We start from the raw sequence: 17,540 nt of genomic DNA, 5'->3' as shown, positions 1-17,540 counted from the left end.
GATCGGAAGATTCGCCGCCGGGATTAGGGCCGCCGCTAGGCGCCGAAGCGGCGTTGCCGGCTCGCGTACGACCGCAGGGCGCGCAGGAAGTCGATGCGCCGGAAATCGGGCCAGTTGGCGTCGTGGAAGTAGAACTCCGACTGGGCCGACTGCCACAGCAGGAAGCCGGAGAGCCGCTGCTCGCCGCTGGTTCGGATGATCAGGTCGGGGTCGGGCTGGCCGCGGGTGTAGAGGTGCTCGGCGATGTGCTCGACGTCGAGGATCTCGGCCAGCTCCTCGAGCGTGCCGCCGGCGGCCGCGTGCTGCTGCAGGAGCGAGCGCACCGCGTCGGCGATCTCACGCCGGCCGCCGTAGCCGACCGCCATGTTGACCTCGACGCCGATCGTACGGTCGCGGGTCTTCTCCTGTGCCGCCTTCAGCGCCGTGGCGGTCGGGGCGGGCAGCACGTCGAGCGCGCCGACCATGCGCAGCCGCCACGGGTTGCCGTCCTCGGCCAGCTCGGTCGCGAGATCCTCAATGATCTTCAGCAGGGGGTCGAGCTGGGCGGACGGCCGGCGCAGGTTGTCGGTGGCCAGCAGGTAGAGCGTGACGTGCTTGATGTCCGCCTGGTCGCACCAGGTGAGCAGCTCCTTGATGCGGGCCGCGCCGACCCGGTGGCCGTCGTTGGGGTCGACGAACCCCATCTCCTTGGCCCAGCGGCGATTGCCGTCGCACATGACGCCGACGTGCTGGGGAACGGGCTTGCCGACCAGCTTTCCGGCCAGCCGACGCTCGTAGAAGGAATAGATCAGGGACCGCACACTCATCGCCCCAAACCCTAGCCCCCGAACACACGGACGACCTCGGCCGGGCGGTTAATAACGTTTGTCAGACCCGACCAGCGGAACGAGACCTCCAGGCCCCGTGGGGTGCCCCTGATGCGAGAACAGCCCGCGATCGCCCCGCTGATGAGGAGAGGCCGGTTTTCGGTACCGCAAACCCCGCGGTGCCGAAAACCGGCCTCTCCTCATCAGCTTCCCAGGGGCGATCGCCCGCGGCGCCGGAGGCGACGCCAGCCAGCTCAGCCAGCTAACTCAGCCGAGCCCGGAGGGCGTCGAGCTCGGCCCAGAGGACGGCGGGCAGCTTGTCCCCGAACTTGGTGAACCACTCGGTGACCTGCGGAATCTCGGCCAACCACTCGTCCCGGTCGACGGCGAGGACCGCCTTCAGGTCGTCCTCGGAAATCTCGAGGCCGGTCAGATCCAGCGCGGTCGGGGTGGGCACGTGGCCGATCGCGGTCTCCACCGCCTCGCCCCGGCCGTCGAGCCGCTCGACGATCCATTTGAGCACCCGGCTGTTCTCGCCGAAGCCCGGCCAGAGGAACCGGCCGCCAGATCCGTCAGACTCAGTGCCGCGGCGGAACCAGTTGACGTAGAAGACCTTGGGCAGCTTGGCGGCGTCGCCGGACGCGCCCTTGGCCATGTCGATCCAGTGCTGGAAGTAGTCGCCCGCGTGGTAGCCGATGAACGGCAGCATCGCCATCGGGTCGCGGCGCACCACACCCACCTGGCCGACCGCCGCCGCCGTGGTCTCGCTGGACAGCGTGGCGCCGAGGTAGACCCCGTGCACCCAATCGCGCGCCTCGGTGACCAGCGGGATCGTGGTCTTGCGGCGGCCGCCGAAGAGGATCGCGTCGATCGGCACGCCGCGCGGGTCGTGGTACTCGTCGGCGAGGATCGGGCACTGCTCGATCGGCGTACAGAATCGGCTGTTGGGGTGGCTGGATGGCGCGGTGGAGGAAGGGGTCCAGTCGTGGTTCTTCCAGTCGGTGAGGTGCGCGGGCGGCTGGCCCATGCCCTCCCACCAGATGTCGCCGTCGTCGGTGAGGGCGACGTTGGTGAAGACCGAGTTGCCCCGGGCCAGCGTGCGCATCGCGTTCGGGTTGGTGTGGAAGTCGGTGCCGGGCGCGACGCCGAACAGGCCGAACTCGGGGTTGGTCGCCCAGAGGCGGCCGTCCTCGCCGAAGCGCATCCAGGCGATGTCGTCGCCGACCGTCTCCACCTTCCAGCCGGGCAGGGTCGGCTCGAGCATGGCGAGGTTGGTCTTGCCGCAGGCCGAGGGGAACGCGCCGGCGATGTAGCGGACCCGACCCTCCGGCGAGGTCAGCTTCATGATCAGCATGTGCTCGGCGAGCCAGCCCTCGTCCCGGGCGGCGACGCTGGCGATGCGCAGCGCGTAGCACTTCTTGCCGAGCAGCGAGTTACCGCCGTAGCCCGACCCGTACGACCAGATCTCTCTTGTCTCCGGGAAGTGCGAGATGTATTTCGTCTCGTTGCACGGCCAGGCCACGTCTTCCTGGCCGGGCTCGAGCGGGGCGCCGACCGAGTGCAGCGCCGGTACGAAGTCGGCGTCGTCCCCCATGGCCTCCAGGACCCCGGCCCCCATCCGGGTCATGATGCGCATGCTGGCGACGACGTACGGGCTGTCGGTCAGTTCCACGCCGAACATCGGTTGCGGCGCGTCGAGCGGGCCCATGCAGAACGGGACGACATACATCGTCCGGCCACGCATGCAGCCCCGGTACAGCTCCGTCATGGTCGTTTTCATCTCGGCCGGCGCCATCCAGTTGTTGGTGGGTCCGGCGTCGGCCTCGTCGACCGAGCAGATGAACGTGCGCTCCTCGACCCGGGCGACGTCACCGGGGTCGGTGCGGGCCCAGAACGAGTTGGGTTTCTTGGCCGGGTCGAGCCGGACGAGGGCGCCGGAGTCGACCAGGGCATCGGTGATGCCGGTCCACTCCGCCTCCGATCCGTCGCACCAGACGATCCGGTCGGGCGTGGTCAGGGTCGCCACCTCGGCCACCCACGCCAGCAGGCGGGGGTGGGAGGTCGGGGGCTGTTGCATGCGATCTCCTTCGGTCGGCACTGACCAATGACCGCCAGGCCGGGTGCCCGGCTAGGTCATGGGAGTCATCTGAGCGTAAGGGGATTCGACGTGCTGTTCATCGGTTGTTGCTGTGGATAACCGCACAATCAACGGAGCGTTTGCTTACAGACGATCGATTCTTCGTCAGTAAGCGCAGATCTGCGCAACATCAGCAGAACACCATCCAACCACCCCGCCCTCCGCCCAAGACCGGACTGAAGACTGAGCCTGACACCCTCCATCCGGCCACTTCCACAAAACGGACTAAACGTCCTAAACTGCGAGTATCAGGTCTTTCCTCGTCTGACAGGGGGCAGGAATGACGATCCCGGCAGAGGGGCCGGACTCGGACAGCGACTTGCTGGCCGCGGTCCGCTCCGGCGACACCGCCGCGTACGGCACGCTGTACGAGCGGCACCGCGCGGCGGCCCGCCAGCTCGCCTACGGGCTCGCGCACGACCCGGCCGACGCCGAGGACCTGGTTGCCGAGACGTTCGCCAAGGTGTTCGCGTCGCTGCGGGCCGGGCGGGGCCCCCTGGTCGCGTTCCGCGCCTACCTGAACACGACCATGCGGCACGTCTGCTATCACCGCGCGCGACGCGATCGGCGGCTCGAGTTCACCGACGATCTCACCCGGTACGACGAGGGCCAGCCGTTCACCGACCCGGCGCTGGAAGGGCTGGAGCGGGCGTACGCCGCGGCGGCCTTCCGGCAACTGCCCGAGCGCTGGCGGGACGTGCTCTGGCAGACCGCGGTCGAGGGCAACTCGCCGGCCGAGGTCGCCGGGATGCTCGGCATGACGCCGAACGCGGTGGCCGTGCTCGCCCACCGCGCCCGCGAGGGGCTACGCAGCCTCTATCTGCAACAGCACCTCGCGGTGGCCGATCACCCGGAGTGCCGCTGGGCGGGCGACCGGCTCGGCGGTCACCTGCGCGGCAGGCTGGCACCCCGGGACGCCGGCCGGATGCGCACCCACCTGGGCTGGTGCGGCGAGTGCCGGGGGCGGTTCGCCGAGATCAGCGAGATCGACGGCCTCCGTCACCGTCCGTATCGACAGCGTCATCACGCCGGTCGCCCCGGTTAAGACTCGCCAACGAAAACTGCGGACCGTGACAACCCCCGGTACGCTCGGGGACGTGCCCGATACCTCGCCGCCGCCGCGATCAAGCGTGCTCCGGGCACTGGTGCGCGAGGTGGGCAAGTTCGGCACGGTCGGCGCGCTCTCGTTCGCCGTCGATTTGACGATCTTCAATATCCTGCTCCAGGCCGGCGTCGAGACCCTCTTCGCCAAGACGATCTCCACGGTGATCGCGACGACCGTGGCGTTCCTCGGCAACCGCTTCTGGACCTGGCGGCACCGCGCGCACGACCACATGGCCCGGCAGTACACGATGTTCTTCGTGCTGAACGCCATCGGCCTCGGCATCGGGCTGGCCTGCCTGGCGATCAGCCACTACGGTCTCGGGCAGATCTGGCCGGCGCTGCGGAGCCCGCTCGCCGACAACGTCTCCGGCCAGCTCATCGGCACCGCCATCGGCACCCTGTTCCGCTTCTGGTCCTACCGGCGGTTCGTGTTCCGCGCCACATCTTCCACCACCGAGGGGAACACGGGGCAGCACGCCGAGCGGCACGCGGCTACCGTTGCTAAGCCCTCGACCGTACGTGACTCCGCGTGACCGTCCATTCACTACAAAGGTTGGCCCCATGCCCTCAGCCAGTACGTTGACGCAGCGCCTGCGCCATCTCGCCCCCGAGGCGATCGCCTTCGGAGTGATCGGCGCCGGTAACACGCTGCTCTACATGGCGATCACGTGGGCCGCCCTGCCGATCGGCGCGGTCAAGGCGAGCGTCGTGGCGACCGTGGTCACCACGACGCTGGCGTATTTCGCGAACCGCTACTGGACGTACCGGCACCACACGCGCACGGCACTGCGCCGCGAGTACACCCTGTTCTTCGCGTTCAACCTGGTCGGCATGGTGATCCAGTCGGGCTGCGTGGCAATCGGCAAGTACGGCTTCGGGCTCACCGAGGAGCACGACGAGCTCGCCTTCATGGGCGTCACCCTGATCGGCATCGTGATCGCCACGGTGTTCCGCTTCTGGGCGTACCGCACGTTCGTCTTCCTGAAGCCACCGGTCGACGGCCACGAGGCCGACCTGGCCGACCTGGACGCGGTGGCCGGCCTGGCCGAGCTCACCGCCGAGGCCGAGCTGGACGCCACCCACTGAGTTTTGCTGGCGTCGCCTCCGGCGCCGCGGGCGATTCCCTGATACGGGGCACCCCGCAGATACGAGGTCATGGTGCGTCGCGATGAGCCAGGCATCGAGTGGGGCCCGGCGCGGCAAGGGTGAAGCTTCGGTGTGTGCACCGAACACGGACTTATCAAGGTCTGCGGCGCGGACCCGATCGTGGAGAGTTTCTGCTCCTGCCCCGACGTCCCGCACGCAGCCAGCGCCCGCCAGCGCAGCCCGAGCCGCCGCCGGACGATGGTCGCAGCCACAACGGCCCGCCAAGGCGGCGCAGCCGCCGCACACCTCGACCTGTAGGTGGGTGATCTCCTTGCGCCCCACCCCAGCATCAGATTCCCTACCGGTCGTCGCCGCAAGGAGATCACCCACCGCCCCACCGCAACCACCACGCAAGGCCTGATCTTCGCAGCGATGGCCGGGTCTGGGCAGAGCCCAGGGTCTACCCCCGAAAACCATGAACCCGACAATTGCCGTAGCGGGTCCTTCAGCGGCGGCGATTGCGTGACGTAGGGGCGGGGTCCGTTTCCTCGTCGTCTTCGTCGTCGTTCGGGGCTTGTTCGATCAGTTCGTAGAGGGCGGTCTGCAGCTGGTGGGCGTGCGGGACGGCGGTGAGCACCGCCGCCTGGTCGCCGATCGAGTCGATGGTCAGCGTGCCGCAGCCGAAGAGCCGGTCCAGCAGGGACTGGGTCAGCAGATGGTCGTTGATCCGGTTCAGTGGCAGGTCCCGGCGCTCCCGGGCGATCACGCCATCCTGCAGCAGGATCCGCTCATCGGTCACCACGTAGTGAGTGCACCGCCAGGCCACGAGCGGACCCACCCCGTACCGGATCCCGTAGTAGCCCATGATCCCGGCGACCACCGCGAAGGCCAGGAAGCCGCCGGTGTTCTGCGGCAGCATGACCCACGCGAACGCCGTCGTAGCCAGCGCCAGCATCGCAACCAGGGCCGGGCGGATCGCCGTCTTCCAGTGCGGATGCAGGTGGAGGACGACCTCCTCCTCGTCGGTGAGTACCTCGTCCGGGAACGCCACGCGGTCAGCGTACGTGCAGCACATCACCCGCCGAGACGCGAAGGTCACTGCCGTCAGCCGTACGGATCACCAACTGCCCGTCGACGTCCACCGATGTCGCCTCGCCGGTGACCTCGCCGCCGCCGGGCAGCAGCGCGCGCACCGGCCGGCCGATCGTCGCGCAGTCCCGCCGGTACGCCCCGAGCAGGCCGGACATCTCCGCGTCGCCGGCCGCCTCCCGCCAGCCGGCGTACCAGCCGGCGATGCCGCGCAGCAGGGCCCGCAGCAGCGGCTCCCGGTCGGTCGCGGTCGCCCCCGCCAGCCGCAGCGAGGTCGCGGGCAGCCCGGTCGTCGCCGGCAACTCGTCGGCGCGGGTCGTCACGTTCAGCCCTATCCCGACCACCACCGCGTCGCCGGCCACCTCCGCGAGGATGCCGGCCGCCTTGCCGGGCCGGTCGGCCGGGCCGGCCAGCAGGTCGTTCGGCCACTTCAGGGCGGCCTCCACCTCGGCCACCCGGCGCACCGCCTCGACCAGGGCAACCCCGGTCAAAAGCGGAATCCAGCCGTACGCTCCGACCGGCACCGCCGGCCAGCCCCGCTCCTCGTCGGCCACGCCCGGGCGCAGCAGCACGCTGAGCGTCAGCCCGGCCCGCGCCGGCGACGTCCACTGCCGGTCGCGCCGCCCCCGCCCGGCGGTCTGCCGCTCGGCCACCACCACCAGGCCCTCGGGCTCGCCACGCAGGGCGGCCGCGGCGGCGTCGGCGTTCGTCGAGCCGGTCTCGGCGCGCAGGTCGACGCGGTTCCAGAACCCGCCGGCGCTGACCAGGGCCCGGTCGAGGCCGCGCTGGGAGAGCGGCGGACGGTCCAGGTCGGTGTAGGGCGAGGCCATTTGCCGAGAGTAGTGCCTCGCCGTCGGACACGTGGGCGGCGGACCGGCGCTACTCCCGGCGGGACGGCGGGTCGGCGGCGTGCCTGCTCACGTAGACAGTGCTCGGGTCGGCCGGCTGCTCGGGGCGGGGGCGCGGGCGGGGCCGGGGTCGTCGCGGCCCGGGCATCTCCGAGGGCTCCTCCGAGGGCTTCTCGTTGCGGGTGTTCCAGGAGCGCGGCAGCCGGATCCGGCCCGGGCGGTCGTCGTTCATCGCCCAGGTGGGCACCACCTCGGTCGGCTCGGAGATCGGGATCAGGTCGAACCCGGTGGCCGGCTCGTAGTCGGGGACGGCCGGGAGGCGCTCGACCGGGCGGGGCCAGCCGTAGCCCTTGGCCGACGGCTCGGGGTCGCCGGCCAGGTCGACCGGGATCGGGGTCCAGTACTCGCCGGGGCGGGGCTCGTCCGGCGGGTCCTGGTACTCGGGGCGCACCCAGCCCTCGACCCGGTCGCCGTAGCGGTCGGCGCGGGCCGGGACCGGCTCGGGCACGGTCTCGATCTCCTGCTCGAGGATCGCTTCCGGGACGAACGACTCGTCGTCCTCGTCGGCCAGCCCGATCGATGCCAGCCCGCCGCGCTCGTCCTCATCGGACTCCCATGGCACCTCGCCGCCGGCGGACGCGGCGACCAGGGCACGCCGCCGGCCGCGGCGTCCGCGACGCGCCGATTTGCCCTCGCCGTCCGCCTCATCGGCGACCGCCGCGCGGCTCGCGGGCAGGGCGGCCTGCCGTCGTGGCGGCTCGATCGCGCGCGCCGCTCTCCGCCGAGCGCGGCGCTCCGCCCCGCCCTCGCCGCCACGGTCTCTCCCGCGCACGCCACTACGCCCGACGTCACGCTCCCCGCTGCGCCCGACGTCAAGCCCGCCACTGCGCTCGCCGCTGCGCCCGACGTCAAGCCCGCCACTGCGCTCGCCGCTGCGCCCGACGTCAAGCCCGCCACTGCGCCCGCCGCCGCGCCCGACGTCGCGCTCTCCGCCGCCGAAGAGGATCGAACGGAAGCTGATCAATGTGGCGAGGCCACCGGCGATGAGGGCGAGCCCGGCCCCGGTCATCCAGTTCGTCACGTCCGGAGTAACGAATAGGGCATTGGGTGCGAAACGCACCCGTAGCGACGCCCGGCCCGGGCCGCATTACGATCACGGACGAGGCTTGTTCCCAACGGCGGAGGACGACGTGACGACGCAGCAGGGCTCGGTCGAGGCCGACATCCACACCACCGCCGGCAAGCTCGCCGATCTCGAGCTGCGCACCGACGAGGCGGTGCACGCCGGCTCGGCCCGCGCGGTCGAGAAGCAGCACGCCCGCGGCAAGAAGACCGCCCGCGAGCGCATCGAGCTGCTCCTCGACGAGGGCTCGTTCGTCGAGCTGGACGAGCTGGCCCGGCACCGATCCACGAATTTCGGGCTGGCGAAGAACCGGCCGTACGGCGACGGCGTGGTCACCGGCTACGGCACCGTCGACGGCCGCCAGGTCTGCGTCTTCTCGCAGGACTTCACGATCTTCGGCGGCTCGCTCGGCGAGGTCTTCGGCGAGAAGATCGTGAAGGTCCTCGACCTGGCCATGAAGATCGGCTGCCCGATCATCGGCATCAACGACTCCGGCGGCGCCCGCATCCAGGAGGGCGTGGTCGCGCTCGGCCTGTACGCCGACATCTTCTTCCGCAACGTCCGGGCCAGCGGCGTCATCCCGCAGATCTCGCTGATCATGGGCCCGTGCGCGGGCGGCGCGGTCTACTCCCCGGCGATCACCGACTTCACCGTGATGGTCGACCAGACCTCGCACATGTTCATCACCGGCCCCGACGTGATCAAGACGGTGACCGGCGAGGAGGTCGGCTTCGAGGAGCTGGGCGGCGCCCGTACGCACAACTCGCGCTCGGGCAACGCCCACTATCTGGCGTCCGATGAGGATGACGCGATCGACTACGTACGCGCGCTCCTTTCTTATCTCCCCTCGAACAACCTGGACGAGCCGCTCGTCTTCGAAGAACTCGCATCTCTCGACATTTCGGATGCTGATCGAAACCTCGACAAGCTCATCCCCGACTCGGCCAACCAGCCCTACGACATCAAGAAGGTCGTCGAGACGGTCGTCGAGGACTTCCTCGAGGTGCAGCCGCTCTACGCGCAGAACATCGTGGTCGGCTTCGGCCGGGTCGAGGGCCGCCCGGTCGGCGTGGTCGCCAACCAGCCCATGCACTTCGCCGGCACGCTCGACATCGCGGCCAGCGAGAAGGCGGCCCGCTTCGTGCGCACCTGCGACGCCTTCAACATCCCGGTGGTCACCTTCGTCGACGTGCCCGGCTTCCTGCCCGGCACGTCCCAGGAATGGGACGGCATCATCCGCCGCGGAGCCAAACTCATTTACGCGTACGCCGAGGCCACGGTCCCCAAGGTCACCGTCATCACCCGGAAGGCCTACGGCGGCGCGTACGACGTCATGGGGTCCAAGCACCTCGGCGCGGACCTGAACTTCGCCTGGCCGACGGCGCAGATCGCGGTGATGGGCGCCCAGGGCGCGGTAAACATCCTGTACCGCGGAGAGATCGACAGCCCCGAGCGACGGGCCGAGCTCATCCAGGAGTACGAGGACACCCTCGCCAACCCCTACATCGCCGCCGAGCGCGGTTACGTGGACGCGGTGATCCGCCCCTCCGAGACCCGGGCGCAGATCACCAAGGGCCTGCGGATGCTACGCACCAAGCGGGAGACGCTGCCGCCGAAGAAGCACGGCAACATCCCCCTTTAGCCGGTCGTCTGCGGCAGCCACTGGCCGGCCAGCAGGAAGGCGCCGATCAGGAGCGCGCCCAGGTCCACCACGAGGAAGACGCCGACCCAGAACAGGGCCGGGACGTGGGTGATGTGCGCGAGCTGGTCGGCGTCCGACTGGGGCATCCGGCCCCGGCGGCGGAGACCCTGCAGCTCGAAGATCGGCCGAACACCCCCGAACAGCAAGAACCAGACCCCTGCGTACGCGAAAATGGCTTGGACCTGAGGGGACGCGAACCAGGACACGACGAAGACGATCGCGCCCGTGACGACGAGCGAGACCACCCCGAAGACGTTCCGCACGTTGATGAGCATGAGCAGCAACAGGACCACGGCGAGCCACAGCAACAGCGTGATCCGGTTGCCGCCGAGCAGCCAGGCGCCGAGCACGCCCACCAGCGACGGCGCGATATACCCCCCGAGCAGGGTCACCATCATGCCGATCCCGGTCGGGCGCCCGGACGACAGGGTCAGGCCGGACGTGTCGAACTCCAGGCGGATGCCGCGAAGCCGCCGGCCGGTCAGCAGCGCCATCAACGCGTGACCACCCTCATGGGCGATGGTCACCGCGTTCCGGGCCACCCGCCAGACCGGGCGGATCGCCACCGCGAGCAGGCCGGCCAGCGCGGTGAGCAGCACCAGCACGCCGGGCGGGTCCGGCTGGGCGCCGAGCAGCTTGTCCCAAAGGTCCGTCACACCGTCGATCGACACGCCGGGGACTGTAGCCGATCACGCTATGCGCGTCGGCGTGCCACTGCCTCCCGGGCGTCCACGGACCGAAGTAAAAACGCGCGTGCGGCGACCACTCCGCCGACGAGTGCGACCAGGCCGACCAGGATCAGCAGCATAGTGGCCGCGCCGATGGCGCCGACCAGGAGTCCGAGGTCGGCGACCGCGATCAGCGTCCAGAGGGCGACTGTGGGCTTACTGCCGTGCCGTCGGTATTTCATGGCGCTGAAGTACCCACTTACCCGGCGTCACCCACTCGGTTTCGTCAGCCCGGCTGAAAGCCCTGGTAGATGGTCTGCAAATCGCTCTGCCCCGGGCCCCAATCCTGCGGCGAGACATACCAGGAGAGCATGTACGCGCGGTGCGCGTCGACTCGGATGTTCCGCCGGACGACGTGCTGCAGGTTGCCGGCGTCCGAGTTGTACAGGTACTCCCAGTCGGCGGTCGAGTCGAAGTCACGATACTTAACCGCCCCGATCTTGATGAACGAGTAGCCGCTCTTGTTGCTGCCCGCGGCCGCCTTGTCCTTCAGGTCCTGGAACGCGTCGGCCTGCGGGGTGTCGGTCCGGTCGACGATCAGCAGTCGGTGGCCCCCGGGTCCCCAGCGGAACTGCACGGTGACGCCCTGGCCGCCGCTGATCTGGGTGCCGTTCGGGATCGGGATGCTGAAGGCGGGGGCGTTGGAGGTGGCCCGCTGGGTGTACATCTTCCAGCCGGCGGGCAGGACGAAGGCGCCCGGGGAGCTGGAGGTGGGCGGCCGGCTGGACGGGGCGCTCGACGGGCCCGCGGAGGCGCCGCCGTTGGTCGAACTGCCCGTGATGGTCGGCTTTCCGGTGGCGGTGGGTGCGGCCTTCGGCCTGGTGGGAGTGGTGTTGTCGGAGGAGCCGAAGGCCTGCGCGGCCAGGACGATGAGCAGGACCAGGACGACGAGGAGGACGGCGCCGCCGATGCCGGCCTGGGGGTAGGTCAGGCGGGTGCCGAAGATGGTGACGCCGGGGCGGGCGGCGGGGCGGACCTCCATCGGGCGCCAGGCCGGGCGGGTGGAGCGGCTGATCGGCGAGGAGATGGGGGCGAGGTCGTCCGCGTCCTCTTCGGGCGCTTGCTCGGCGGGAGAGTCGGTGGGAGCGGCGGCACTCGGGCGCTCGGGAGCGGGGGCGCTCGGGTAGGTGGCTGCGGGCTCGCTCGGCTCGGGCTCGGCGGGCTCCGACTCCGGCTGGTCGAGCTCCGTCTCGGGGCTGTTGGACTCCGCCGTTGGCTGGTCGGTCTCCGCCTTGGGCTCGGCGGGCTCTGCCTTGGGCTCGGCGGGCTCTGCCTTGGGCTCGGCGGGCTCTGCCTTGGGCTCGGCGGGCTCTGCCTTGGGCTCGGCAGGCTCTGCCTTGGGCTCGGCAGGCTCTGCCTTGGGCTCGACGGCGGGCGGAGCGGGGCGGGTCAGCGGGACCTGAACGGCGGCGGGCGACTCTTCCGATTTCTCGGCGTTTTTCGGGTCAGCCTTGGGCTCTTCGACGGCCTCGACCGGCTGCGGATCGTCCTTCTCCGGCGACTCGACATCCGACTTCTCGGTAGTCTGCTCGGACATTTCCGACTTGTCGGTCTCGTTGCTCTCGGACGCGGTATCGGGTTCGCCGGTCTCGGTCGAGGTGTCGGTGGGCTTTTCCGCCGGGCTCGCCGTGGACGGAGGCGCCGCGACCTTCGCCTCTGGCTCGACCTCCTGCTCGGCCGGCTGGCTCGTCTCCGCGGGCTTGGCCTTCGGCGGGGTGGCCTTGGCCTTCTTCTTCGAGCGCTGCGGGGCGGGGACGACCGTGGTGGCGTCGGCTGAGGTGGTGGGCAGGCCGCTGACGACGGTGGTGGCATCCGCGGGCGGGCCGTCGACTACCGCGGGTCGGCCGCCGACGACGGTGGTGGCGTCCGCAGTAGGGGCGGCGACGGCCGGGCCGCCGACGGCGGTGGCATCGGCGGGCGGGCCGCTGACAACCGTGGTGCGGTCCGCGGCCGGGCCGCGAACGACGGTCGTCGGCTCGGCGGGCTCGACGCTGACGACCGTGGTGGGGTCCGCGGCCGGGGCGCGAACGACGGTGGTGGGCTCGGCGGGTGGGGTGTCGACGCGGCCGACCAGCGCGGTTGCCTCGGCCGGGGGCTGCTCGGGGGCGGCCTTGCGGCGGCGGTAGGCGGCGACGTCCTCGGCCGTGAATGCGCCCGGCTCGCCCCTGTTTGTGCGAGACGCGGGGTTCGCGGACGGGACACTCGGGCGGACCGGGGGCGAACCCGGAGGTTGTCCCGATGCGGTTGTGGAGCGGTCACGCGTACCGAAGAATTTTGTAGTTTTTTCGTCTTTGACTGGAGGTGCATCCACCCGGGTTGCGTCGAGGCGTGGAGCGTCGACCCTGGTCGGGCGGTCCACCTCGGAGCGGCCGACGGGCGCCTTGCCCGGCACATAAACCGGCGGCCGACCCTCGCCGGCCGCCGGGTGACCACCCGCGAGAGGCGAACGGCCCGGCGGTTCCACCGGTCGCGCCGGCGCGACCGGCGGTCGCGGCCCGGGCACCACCACCGGGTTGGTGCCGGTCGGACCCATCGCGCCCAGCCGGTCGCGGCCCACGCCCGGACGGCGCATGGTCGGGCTCATCGGGAAGGCGAGCTTGGAGCGGCGGCCGGCGGCACGGTTGAGCAGGCGCTCGGCCTCCTCCGCGTTGATCCGGTGCGCCGGGTCCTTGCGGAGCAGGCCGTTGAGCACCGGCTTGAGCGAGCCGGCGTTGCGGGCGGGCGGCGGGTTCTCGGTGGCCAGCGCGGCAAGCGTGGCGATCGCCGACGGGCGGGCGAACGGCGAGGCGCCCTCGACCGCGGCGTAGAGGGTGGCACCCAGCGACCAGAGGTCGGCGGCGGGGCCGGCGGTGCCCTCACGGGCGCGCTCCGGAGCGATGTACGCCGGGGAGCCGAGCACCAGGCCGGTGCGCGTGACATTCGGGTCGCCCGGGACGGTGGCCAGGCCGAAGTCGGTGAGCACGACCCGCCCGTCGGCGCCGAGCAGCACGTTGCCCGGCTTCACGTCGCGGTGCACGACGCCGGCGCGGTGGGCGGCTCGCAGGGCCCCGAGCACGCCCAGGCCGATCTCGGCGGCCCGGATCGGGTTGAACGGGCCCTCGGCGGCCAGCGCGTCCTGCAGCGAGCGGGACGGCACGTACTCCATGACGATCCACGGGTCGGCATCCGTCCGCAGCACGTCGAAGACGCGGACCACGTTCACGTTGTTGAGCCGGGCGATCGCGCGCGCCTCGCGCAGCGACCGCTCTCGCATCTCCTGCCGCTCGCCCGGAGTGAGGCCGGGCGGCGGAACCAGCTCCTTGATGGCCACGTCACGGTGCAGGACGACATCGGTCGCCCGCCAGACACGACCCATCCCGCCCTGACCGAGCGGCGCAATGAGCCGGTAACGGTCAGCGACTACAGCTGGGGGCGAGGTAGACATCACGCAGAAAATACCCGGTCATGTCCAGCCACAGCGAATCGATCAGCCGAGTGTGGGATGCGTGTCACCGGACCTGCCAGTCTCATGTCGTACGCTCGGTCGATGGATGAGGAACCGCTGGTCAGCGTAGTGCGCGGCACGCCGACCGATCGCGAGCTGGCCGCCCTGGTCGCGGTGCTCGCCGCCCGATCCACCGCGATGGATGCGGCTGCGCCCCGGCCACCCGCCTCGGCGTGGCTGATGTCCGCCCGCCCGTCGATGGGCAGCTCCTCGTGGCGGCGCTCCGGCCTTCCCCGTTAGATCATCAACCATCGATGTCCACAACCACCGGAGGGGTCCCTCGGCGCTGGCGATGACCGACTACTCTCCTCTATGCGTAGGTTCGGTCGGGGGAGGCATGGATGATTCCTGAGGAGGACCTGGGTCCCGCTTGGATGCGCGACTACGGGTATACGGACTTCAGCCAGATCGAGGCTGACATCCAGGCGATGGAGCACTTCGCCCAGAAACTGTCGGCGAATGTCGCGGACAGCTACGCCCCGCACCTGACCACGGTCACCGACGAGATGTCGACGAAGCTGCCCGACCCGCCGAGCGAGTTCATCGAGCTGTATACGTTCCTGTTCGTCCACCGCGACGCCATGGACGTGACCCACCAGAACGTCTACAACTACGCGAACGGCACAAAAGACTTCGCGACGGCAGCCCAGGACATCAGCAACACCTACCGCGGCTCGGATGCTTTCTCCCACGCAAAGGTGCGCGATGTCGACAAGGCCTTCGACCAGGTCGGCCTTCCATCGCAGCAGCCCGGCCAGGGGGTGGCCTGATGCTTGACGGCGGTGGCGGTGGCGGCGGCACGCCGTGGGAGTCGATGACCCTCGAGTTCATGCAGCAGCTCATCCAGAACCCGAACACCGACGCACAGTGGCAGCTGGCAAGTGCCTGGCAAAAGTCTGCTGATCTCCTGAGCGAGCACAAGTTCCAGGTCCAGCAGTACCGCGACAATCTCGCCGCCGCCTGGCCCCCGGAGAAGAGCACCGCGTCGGCCGCCTACATCGAACGCCTCGACCAGCTGATCAAAAACCTCTCCGACACGTACGACGCGTCGATCACCAACCAGGCGGCCCTGAACGCGGCAACCGGGTCGATCTACCAGGCCCAGATCCAGATGAACAAGATCTACCAGGAGTACTCGAACAACAAGATGGCCCTGGACGCCTACAACGCCAAGCTGACGCAGCAACAGAGCAGCGCAACGCCCACGCCAAGCCCCAGCCCGAGCGGCGACGAGCCACCGGTCGCGCCGGGACGGCAGGAGGCGCTGCGCGTCCAGGCAGCGACCTTGCTCAGCGGAGTAAGCACGGATCTGGCGCAGGCCCAGGCCCAAGTCGTCAAGCCGGACCTGTACAAGGTCGGTAACCCGCTCGACGACAAGAAGACCATTCGGGACGGGAGCACTTATACCGCCCCGGCACTTCCGCCGATCACACCAGTTGTTACTAGCGGCACGTCCACGTCGACGCGGTCGACGGGGACCAGGACGACGTTCCCGACCTCCGTCCCGGCAACGTCCAGCCCGGTCACGCCGACCACCGGCACACGCCAGCCCGGCATCGTTCTCGGTGGGACCACTCCGACGTTGCCGACGACCACGCCGGGGACCAGCCCGATAACTCCGGTCCTCCCCGGTGGCGGTGGCGGCGGCACGCTGCCCAACCCCGGCCTGCTCCCGCCGAGCACCGGACTGTTGCCCGGTGAATCCTCCCCACTGACGCCCACCACGCCGGGCCTTGGCCGCGGAGGCCTCAGTGTGCCGCGCGAGAGCCTCCTGCGGTCCGGCGGTCTGCCCGAGGGAGGCATGCGAGCGATGGCACCGGGCGGTGTCATCGGTGGCAGCCCGGGCGCCCGCGGCATCGGCCAGTTGGGCGCCGGCGCGGCCGGAACTCGACGCGTCAACCCGGTCGGCGGCGTCATCGGCGAGGGCGAAGGAGCAGTCGGCTCCCGCCGCGGTGCTGGCGCCGGTGGTATGTATGGCCAGGGCGCAGCAGGCCGACGGTCCGGGCGCCGGGACGAGGGCGAGGACATGCACTGGGATCCCGACAACCCGTGGGAGACCGCCGAGGGCGTCGACCCAGTAGTGCTTCCGATCGAGGCTCAGCCTGTTGATCCTGGACCGGCGATCGGGCTCGGCTGACTCATGCGTTCTCGATTTGCCGCGGCCGCGGGGGCTCTCACCGTCGCGGCCGCCGTTGCGGTTCCGGCCGCTCCAGCCTTTGCGGATGGTGTCCGGAATGACGAGTGGTACCTGAAGAGCCTCGATGTCGCGCAGGCTCAAGCGATCAGCAAAGGATCGGGCGTGACGGTCGCTGTTATCGACACGGGGGTCTATCCGCATCCCGATCTCCAGCGAAACCTGCTGCCCGGAGCCAACTTCCTACCTGGCGGAACGGGAGACGGGCGAACCGATCCGGATGGCCACGGAACTAATGTGGCCGCCCTCGTTGCCGCCCACGGGAAGAACAGTAATGACGGAGCACTGGGGATTGCCCCGGGCTCCAAGATTCTCCCAATCAGAACGCTGAACACCCGCGACACCTTTTCCGACGAGGCATTGGTGAAAGGCATTGGCTGGGCTGACGCCCACGGCGCAAATGTAATCAACTTGTCGCTCGGGACCGGCCCATCCGATAATCTGACCAATGCGGTCGACACCGCGATCAGGGACGACATCGTCGTCGTTGCCGCCGCGGGAAACTACAGCAAGGGCGTCCTTCTTGCCTATCCGGCGGCAATCGATGGCGTCCTCGCTGTCGGGTCGACCGACCGGAACGAGAAACACGCGGCGTTCTCGATCGTCGACAAGAGGGTCGACATCTGCGCGCCCGGCAAAGACATCGTCACGGCCGAGCCCAAGAACCGATACGCCAACGTCGACGGAACATCCTTTTCGACCCCAATCGTGTCGGGTGCGGTTGCACTGGTGCGGGCGAAGTTTCCCAACCTGTCCGGCCCCGAGGTCATTCACCGCCTGGAGGCCACCGCCGACGACATCGGCCCGCCCGGTCGCGACGACCAGTGCGGCTACGGAGAACTGAACATCGTCAAGGCGCTGACCGCCAACGTGCCGCCGCTGGCCACCAGCACCGCGTCCGCCACCGCTTCGGCGAGTGCGAGTAGCGACGGCCAGGCCCACTACATCGACCCAGGCGCGACCACGGCGGTCGCCCAGCCCGGCAACGAGGACACCAGCTCGGCCTCGAGCAGCACCCCGCTGATCCTCGGTCTGGTAGCCGGACTCGTAGTGGCCGGCGGCCTGGTAGCCCTGCTCGCAGTCCGCCGGCGGCGCCGCAACTTCTGATGACCTGATCTTTCAACGCAATTGATCGTCCAATGAGCTGATCTCAGCGACGCGTATGTGTTGATTGGTGCGACACGGGCGAAGGCGGTGAGATCGGGCAGTGCTGGAAAGGGACGCGGAGCCCTCGGTAGG

Annotated in this window: 16 protein-coding genes and 1 pseudogene; 8 read left to right on the top strand and 9 right to left on the bottom strand. The window is 69.9% G+C overall.

Annotation, left to right across the window (positions count from 1 at the left end):
• Positions 1–35: 35 nt before the first annotated feature.
• A complete protein-coding gene (locus tag IH26_RS0138755) occupies positions 36–806 on the bottom strand; it encodes an isoprenyl transferase (protein WP_030441274.1) in 771 nt (256 codons plus the stop codon).
• Between the two features lie 262 nt (positions 807–1,068).
• Positions 1,069–2,883, bottom strand: coding sequence for a phosphoenolpyruvate carboxykinase (GTP) (locus tag IH26_RS0138750; RefSeq protein ID WP_030441273.1), 1,815 nt, complete (start codon positions 2,881–2,883; stop codon positions 1,069–1,071).
• Between the two features lie 340 nt (positions 2,884–3,223).
• On the opposite strand from IH26_RS0138750, the gene IH26_RS0138745 reads away from it, so the two are divergent.
• From IH26_RS0138745 to IH26_RS0138735, 3 genes are read left to right on the top strand one after another with little or no spacing between them, the layout of a single operon-like run.
• A complete protein-coding gene (locus IH26_RS0138745; RefSeq protein ID WP_030441272.1) occupies positions 3,224–3,988 on the top strand; it encodes a sigma-70 family RNA polymerase sigma factor in 765 nt (254 codons plus the stop codon).
• Positions 3,989–4,013: 25 nt separating this feature from the next.
• Entirely contained in the window at positions 4,014–4,580 is a 567-nt protein-coding gene (locus IH26_RS0138740; RefSeq protein ID WP_084599455.1) for a GtrA family protein, read from the top strand.
• A gap of 28 nt (positions 4,581–4,608) precedes the next feature.
• Entirely contained in the window at positions 4,609–5,133 is a 525-nt protein-coding gene (locus IH26_RS0138735) for a GtrA family protein (protein ID WP_030441270.1), read from the top strand.
• Between the two features lie 505 nt (positions 5,134–5,638).
• Here IH26_RS0138735 and IH26_RS0138730 read toward each other — a convergent pair.
• Genes IH26_RS0138730 through IH26_RS0138720 form a run of 3 tightly spaced genes read right to left on the bottom strand, consistent with a single transcriptional unit; the run spans position 5,639 to position 8,151 of the window.
• Complete coding sequence (locus tag IH26_RS0138730) at positions 5,639–6,184, bottom strand: PH domain-containing protein (RefSeq protein ID WP_051809280.1); 546 nt, start codon at positions 6,182–6,184, stop codon at positions 5,639–5,641.
• 4 nt (positions 6,185–6,188) lie between these two features.
• Positions 6,189–7,052 (bottom strand): biotin--[acetyl-CoA-carboxylase] ligase, encoded by an 864-nt coding sequence (locus tag IH26_RS0138725; protein WP_030441268.1) that lies wholly within the window; start codon positions 7,050–7,052, stop codon positions 6,189–6,191.
• Between the two features lie 49 nt (positions 7,053–7,101).
• Positions 7,102–8,151: a hypothetical protein gene (locus IH26_RS0138720; RefSeq protein ID WP_157437590.1), complete on the bottom strand. Its 1,050-nt coding sequence runs from the start codon at positions 8,149–8,151 to the stop codon at positions 7,102–7,104.
• Between the two features lie 109 nt (positions 8,152–8,260).
• On the opposite strand from IH26_RS0138720, the gene IH26_RS0138715 reads away from it, so the two are divergent.
• The gene (locus tag IH26_RS0138715; protein ID WP_030441266.1) at positions 8,261–9,835 is read left to right on the top strand and encodes an acyl-CoA carboxylase subunit beta; all 1,575 of its coding nucleotides are present in this window, start codon (positions 8,261–8,263) and stop codon (positions 9,833–9,835) included.
• Here the strand turns inward: IH26_RS0138715 and IH26_RS0138710 are convergent.
• The 4 genes and pseudogenes from IH26_RS0138710 to IH26_RS63440 form a co-directional block, all read right to left on the bottom strand.
• On the bottom strand, positions 9,832–10,566 hold the full coding sequence (locus tag IH26_RS0138710) for a M50 family metallopeptidase (protein ID WP_030441265.1): 735 nt from the start codon (positions 10,564–10,566) through the stop codon (positions 9,832–9,834). The two genes, IH26_RS0138715 and IH26_RS0138710, sit on opposite strands and share 4 nt — an antisense overlap.
• A gap of 23 nt (positions 10,567–10,589) precedes the next feature.
• The gene (locus IH26_RS0138705) at positions 10,590–10,805 is read right to left on the bottom strand and encodes a hypothetical protein (protein WP_030441264.1); all 216 of its coding nucleotides are present in this window, start codon (positions 10,803–10,805) and stop codon (positions 10,590–10,592) included.
• A 44-nt stretch (positions 10,806–10,849) separates the two neighbouring features.
• Complete coding sequence (locus IH26_RS64750; protein ID WP_425394435.1) at positions 10,850–12,160, bottom strand: hypothetical protein; 1,311 nt, start codon at positions 12,158–12,160, stop codon at positions 10,850–10,852.
• A gap of 377 nt (positions 12,161–12,537) precedes the next feature.
• A pseudogene (locus IH26_RS63440) lies at positions 12,538–14,047 on the bottom strand (serine/threonine-protein kinase); the annotation flags it as partial.
• A 102-nt stretch (positions 14,048–14,149) separates the two neighbouring features.
• Here IH26_RS63440 and IH26_RS0138695 point away from each other — a divergent pair.
• The 4 genes from IH26_RS0138695 to mycP all read left to right on the top strand — a co-directional run bounded on the left by IH26_RS0138695 (position 14,150) and on the right by mycP (position 17,408).
• Entirely contained in the window at positions 14,150–14,347 is a 198-nt protein-coding gene (locus IH26_RS0138695) for an acyl-CoA carboxylase epsilon subunit (RefSeq protein WP_030441262.1), read from the top strand.
• Between the two features lie 101 nt (positions 14,348–14,448).
• Complete coding sequence (locus tag IH26_RS0138690; RefSeq protein ID WP_157437589.1) at positions 14,449–14,877, top strand: hypothetical protein; 429 nt, start codon at positions 14,449–14,451, stop codon at positions 14,875–14,877.
• Positions 14,877–16,244 carry a hypothetical protein gene (locus IH26_RS0138685; protein ID WP_030441260.1) on the top strand — a complete coding sequence of 456 codons (1,368 nt, stop codon included), beginning with the start codon at positions 14,877–14,879 and terminating at the stop codon, positions 16,242–16,244. The genes IH26_RS0138690 and IH26_RS0138685 overlap by 1 nt, the downstream gene beginning before the upstream one ends.
• Positions 16,245–16,247: 3 nt before the next feature.
• Entirely contained in the window at positions 16,248–17,408 is a 1,161-nt protein-coding gene (mycP, locus tag IH26_RS0138680; protein WP_030441259.1) for a type VII secretion-associated serine protease mycosin, read from the top strand.
• Positions 17,409–17,540 lie beyond the last annotated feature (132 nt).

Source organism: Actinoplanes subtropicus, from assembly GCF_000721705.1.
GTDB lineage: Bacteria > Actinomycetota > Actinomycetes > Mycobacteriales > Micromonosporaceae > Actinoplanes > Actinoplanes subtropicus.
The sequence above is the reverse complement of the archived record's forward strand: the minus strand, read 5'-3'. Positions and strand labels throughout refer to the sequence as shown.

Excerpts from the sequence above, each read along its gene's own strand:
- IH26_RS0138755 (WP_030441274.1), bottom strand. The coding sequence starts at position 806 with ATGAGTGTGCGGTCCCTGATCTATTCCTTCTACGAGCGTCGGCTGGCC.
- IH26_RS0138750 (WP_030441273.1), bottom strand. The coding sequence starts at position 2,883 with ATGCAACAGCCCCCGACCTCCCACCCCCGCCTGCTGGCGTGGGTGGCC.
- IH26_RS0138745 (WP_030441272.1), top strand. The coding sequence starts at position 3,224 with ATGACGATCCCGGCAGAGGGGCCGGACTCGGACAGCGACTTGCTGGCC.
- IH26_RS0138735 (WP_030441270.1), top strand. The coding sequence starts at position 4,609 with ATGCCCTCAGCCAGTACGTTGACGCAGCGCCTGCGCCATCTCGCCCCC.
- IH26_RS0138725 (WP_030441268.1), bottom strand. The coding sequence starts at position 7,052 with ATGGCCTCGCCCTACACCGACCTGGACCGTCCGCCGCTCTCCCAGCGC.
- IH26_RS0138705 (WP_030441264.1), bottom strand. The coding sequence starts at position 10,805 with ATGAAATACCGACGGCACGGCAGTAAGCCCACAGTCGCCCTCTGGACG.
- IH26_RS64750 (WP_425394435.1), bottom strand. The coding sequence starts at position 12,160 with ATGTCCGAGCAGACTACCGAGAAGTCGGATGTCGAGTCGCCGGAGAAG.
- IH26_RS0138695 (WP_030441262.1), top strand. The coding sequence starts at position 14,150 with ATGGATGAGGAACCGCTGGTCAGCGTAGTGCGCGGCACGCCGACCGAT.
- IH26_RS0138690 (WP_157437589.1), top strand. The coding sequence starts at position 14,449 with ATGATTCCTGAGGAGGACCTGGGTCCCGCTTGGATGCGCGACTACGGG.
- IH26_RS0138685 (WP_030441260.1), top strand. The coding sequence starts at position 14,877 with ATGCTTGACGGCGGTGGCGGTGGCGGCGGCACGCCGTGGGAGTCGATG.
- mycP (WP_030441259.1), top strand. The coding sequence starts at position 16,248 with ATGCGTTCTCGATTTGCCGCGGCCGCGGGGGCTCTCACCGTCGCGGCC.